This is a genomic window from Klenkia terrae, assembly GCF_037083865.1.
In the GTDB taxonomy this organism is placed as follows: domain Bacteria; phylum Actinomycetota; class Actinomycetes; order Mycobacteriales; family Geodermatophilaceae; genus Klenkia; species Klenkia terrae.
Genome location: NZ_JBAPLV010000057.1, coordinates 1 through 3,952 on the forward strand (window position 1 = coordinate 1; position 3,952 = coordinate 3,952).

The window sequence follows — 3,952 nt, forward strand, 5'->3', positions numbered from 1 at the left end:
CTCGAGGTGGGTGTTCCAGCTCAGCGACGGCCCGCCGTCGGACGACCAGGCAAGGCCGATCGTGGCGTAGTAGGGGGAACCGTCGTTCGTGACTCCGGCGAAGGTGTGGTTCTCCCCGTGGTAGACCAGCCAGAGCCCGCTGCCGTCGGCCGCTGGGAAGACCGATCCGGGGCCGCAGTAGTCGCTGTCGAGGGCTTCCGTGCCGCCCACCGGCGCCAGGACGGCGACCGCGTCCCGGCCGTCGAGCTCGGCGGGCCGGAACCGGACCAGGTCGGGGCTGTCCACGGCCACGGTGCTCCCACCACCACCGGAGACCAGCCCACTGGCGAGCCACACCCGGTAGCCGTTGTCCGTCGCGACGTAGGTGGTGTGCCCGTCCGGGAAGTTCACCATGCCGTAGTCGCCCTCGGCGAGCAGCTGCTCCCGCTCGTCACCGGCGCGCAGACCGGGCCCGGACGGGGCCGGGGTGGACACCGGGCCGGCGGATGGGTCCCGGGTGCACGCGGCGAGCACGGCGGCCAGACCGGTCGCGGCGGCGGAGGCCAGCAGGGCCCGGCGGGTCAGCACCGGCCCAGTATCCCTGGTTGCAGCCGGACGCGGCGCCGACGCGGTGGTCAGCCGGCGCGGCGGCCCAACGCCCGGTAGGACCAGCCCGCGGCCTCCCACACGTCGCGGTCCAGCGCCTGCCGCCCGTCCAGCACGGCCTTGCGCGCCACGACCCGGCCGAAGGCGACCGGGTCGAGCTCGCGGAACTGCTTCCACTCGGTGAGCACCAGGACGGCGTCGGCGCGCTCGGCGGCCTCCTCGGCGGAGTCCACCACGTCCAACTGCGGCCAGGACCGGCGGATGTTGTCCCCGGCCGCCGGGTCGGTGACCCGCACGGTGGCGCCCTGCAGCTGGAGCTGGGCGGCGACGTTGAGCGCCGGGGAGTCGCGGATGTCGTCGGAGTCGGGCTTGAACGCCGCCCCCAGGACGGCGATCCGCTTGCCCAGCAGCGAACCGTCGCAGACCTCGCGGGCCAGCTCGACCATCCGGATCCGGCGGCGCATGTTGATGTTGTCGACCTCGCGCAGGAAGGTCAGCGCCTGGTCGGCGCCCAGCTCCCCGGCCCGGGCCATGAACGCGCGGATGTCCTTGGGCAGGCAGCCGCCGCCGAAGCCGAGGCCGGCGTTGAGGAACTTGCGGCCGATCCGGTCGTCGTAGCCGATCGCGTCGGCCAGCTGCTTCACGTCGGCACCGGTGGCCTCGCACAGCTCGGCCATCGCGTTGATGAAGGAGATCTTGGTGGCCAGGAACGAGTTCGCCGCGGTCTTGACCATCTCTGCGGTGGCGTAGTCGGTGACCACCTGGGGCGTGCCGTCGGCCTCGATCGAGGCGTAGACCTCGTCCAGCAGCGCCCGGGCGGTGTCGCCGTCGGCGCCGGCGGGCAGGCCGTAGACCAGCCGGTCGGGGTGCAGGGTGTCCTGGACGGCGAAGCCCTCGCGCAGGAACTCCGGGTTCCAGGCCAGCAGCGCACCGGGCGCCTTGCCGGTCACCAGCTCGGCCAGCCGCGCCGCCGTCCCGACCGGGACGGTGGACTTGCCGACGACCAGCTCGCCGGGGGCCAGCACCTCGATCAGCGACTCGGTCGCCGACTCCACGTAGCGCAGGTCGGCGGCGTACTCGCCGCGCTTCTGCGGCGTGCCGACGCAGACGAAGTGCACCTTCGAGCCGGCGGCCTGCGCCATGTCCGGGGAGAACCGCAACCGCCCCGAGGCCAGCGAGGACTGCAGCAGCTCCTCGAAGCCGGGCTCGTGGAAGGGCACCCGGCCGGCCGCGAGCAGCTCGACCTTGGCGGTGTCGGTGTCGATGCCGACGACGTCGTGGCCGAGCTGCGCCATCGAGGCGGCGTGCACGGCACCGAGGTAGCCGCAGCCGATCACCGAGAGCTTCATGGGACCCCTGTCGTCGTCGGACGCCAACGGGTCCATCCTGTCAGGCCGCGGTGCGCGTCCTCGGCGTCGGGACGGCGCGGGCCAGCAGCGCGGCCGTGGTCGGCGAGACGGTGCACCGGCCCTGCCCGGGGAACGCGGCGCAGACGCCGGCCAGCGGGGCGAGCAGGGCCGGGATGAGGGTGACGACGGTGGTGTCCATGGTCCTGGGGTTCTCGGCAGGACCGACCAGGAGGTGGAGCCGAATCACCCGTTGGCACCCCGCTGCGGAGCTCCCGACTGCGCGCCGCACGGCATGTACGCAGGTGTGCCGGCAGCGGGACATCGACCCGGTGCTGCTCGACCGCGCTCCGGCCTGCTGAGGCGCTGGGCTCAGACCTCGATCGGGGTGGGCACCTCGACCTGGTCGGCGGGCACCGTCCAGTCGCGCCGGGCGTCCGCCACCCGGACGGCGCCGCCGACGAGCAGGGCCAGGAGCAGTCCCCCCAGGACCCAGGCGGCCAACAGCGCGATGATCACGAGGAGACCATCGGTCGTGCGCGGCCGGAGCTGAAGACCCCGGATGGGCGGTCTCCATTTCACCCGGTGACGGTCAGTAGGCCCCGGAGCCCCGCAGCACGGCGCCGACGGTCTTCCACAGGATCATGAAGTCGAAGGTCAGCGACCAGTTCTCCACGTACCGCACGTCGATGCGCACCGAGTCGTCCCACGAGAGGTCCGAGCGGCCGCTGATCTGCCACAGGCCGGTGATGCCGGGCTTGACCAGGAAGCGGCGGTGCATGTCGAAGCCGTACCGCTCGACCTCGGTGGGCAACGGCGGGCGCGGGCCGACCAGCGACATGTGGCCGCGGAGCACGTTCAGCAGCTGGGGCAGCTCGTCGAGGGAGTACCGGCGCAGCACCTTGCCCACCCGGGTGACCCGGGCGTCGGTCTTCTGCTTGAACAGCACGCCGTTGCCGTCGTTGCCCCCGGCCAGGTGGTCGACCATCGCGTCGGCACCGGCGACCATCGAGCGGAACTTGAGCATGGAGAACGTCTGGCCGTCGCGGCCGACCCGCTCCTGCCGGTAGAACACGCCGCCGCGGCTGGTCAGCCCGACGGCGGCCGCGACACCCAGCAGCACCGGCAGCAGGGCGAGCAGGGCGAGCGCCGACACCGTCTTGTCGACGGTGTCCTTGGCGACCCGGCGAATGCCGCGCAGCTCGGGGCGCTCCATGTGCAGCAGCGGCAGGCCGCAGACGGGGCGGATGCGCACCCGCGGTCCGACGATCTCGGTGACCGCCGGGGCGAGCAGCAGCTCGGCGTTGGTCTTCTCCAGGTCCCAGCCGAGCCGGCGCAGCCGCGGCCCGTCGAGCTCGGGCGAGGGCAGGACGGCGACGGTGTCCACCTCGAACCGCTCGACCACGGCGACGACGTCGTCCAGGCCGCCGAGCACCGGGATGCCGTCGAACAGGCTCTGCGCCGGCAGGTGCTGGCCGCCGGGCAGGAGGCAGCCCACGACGGAGTACCCGTGGTACTTCTCGCGCTCGATCTGGCGCTTGAGGGCGCCGACGCCGTTGCGGTGCCCGACCAGCACGGCGGTCTGCAGGAACAGGCCGCGGCCCCGGGCGCGGTGCAGCCGGGCCCGGAGGACGTAGCGGGTGAGCAGCGTGGCCACGGTCGCCAGCGGCAGCGCCACGACCACGAAGCCACGGGCCAGGTCGAGCTTGAGCGCCCAGGAGACGGTGCCGACGGCGGCGAGCATGAGCATCGCGGCGAAGAAGACCCGGCGGAACTCCTCGGCGCCGATCCAGAGGAAGCGCTGCTCGTAGCTGCGGGCGACCAGCATGGCGCCGACCCAGGCCAGCGGGAGCGCGGCGACGATCCAGAAGGGCACGTGGCCGGGGTCCAGCGATGCCGGGCCGAACCGCACGGCCCAGCCGACGAGGGCCGACACCAGGGAGCAGAGCACGTCGGCGAGCACGCTCTTGCGCACGTAGGTGGCCTGCCACGCGCGGCGCGCCTCGGTGCCGGGGCAGCGC

5 protein-coding genes are annotated in these 3,952 nt (G+C 73.3%); all 5 read right to left on the bottom strand.

The window, feature by feature from the left end; translation table 11 throughout:
- Window positions 1-567, bottom strand: a 567-nt coding sequence (locus UXQ13_RS23415) for a hypothetical protein (protein WP_336393090.1), incomplete at its 3' end; no start/stop codon positions are given.
- Window positions 568-614: 47 nt separating this feature from the next.
- Window positions 615-1,934, bottom strand: a complete 1,320-nt coding sequence (locus UXQ13_RS23420; protein WP_225234216.1) for a UDP-glucose dehydrogenase family protein — start codon at window positions 1,932-1,934, stop codon at window positions 615-617.
- A 40-nt stretch (window positions 1,935-1,974) separates the two neighbouring features.
- Complete coding sequence (locus UXQ13_RS23425) at window positions 1,975-2,133, bottom strand: hypothetical protein (RefSeq protein ID WP_225234215.1); 159 nt, start codon at window positions 2,131-2,133, stop codon at window positions 1,975-1,977.
- 170 nt (window positions 2,134-2,303) lie between these two features.
- Window positions 2,304-2,450, bottom strand: coding sequence for a hypothetical protein (locus UXQ13_RS23430; protein ID WP_225234214.1), 147 nt, complete (start codon window positions 2,448-2,450; stop codon window positions 2,304-2,306).
- 73 nt (window positions 2,451-2,523) lie between these two features.
- Window positions 2,524-3,952: sugar transferase (locus UXQ13_RS23435; RefSeq protein WP_336393091.1), on the bottom strand; the 1,429-nt coding region annotated here is incomplete at its 5' end.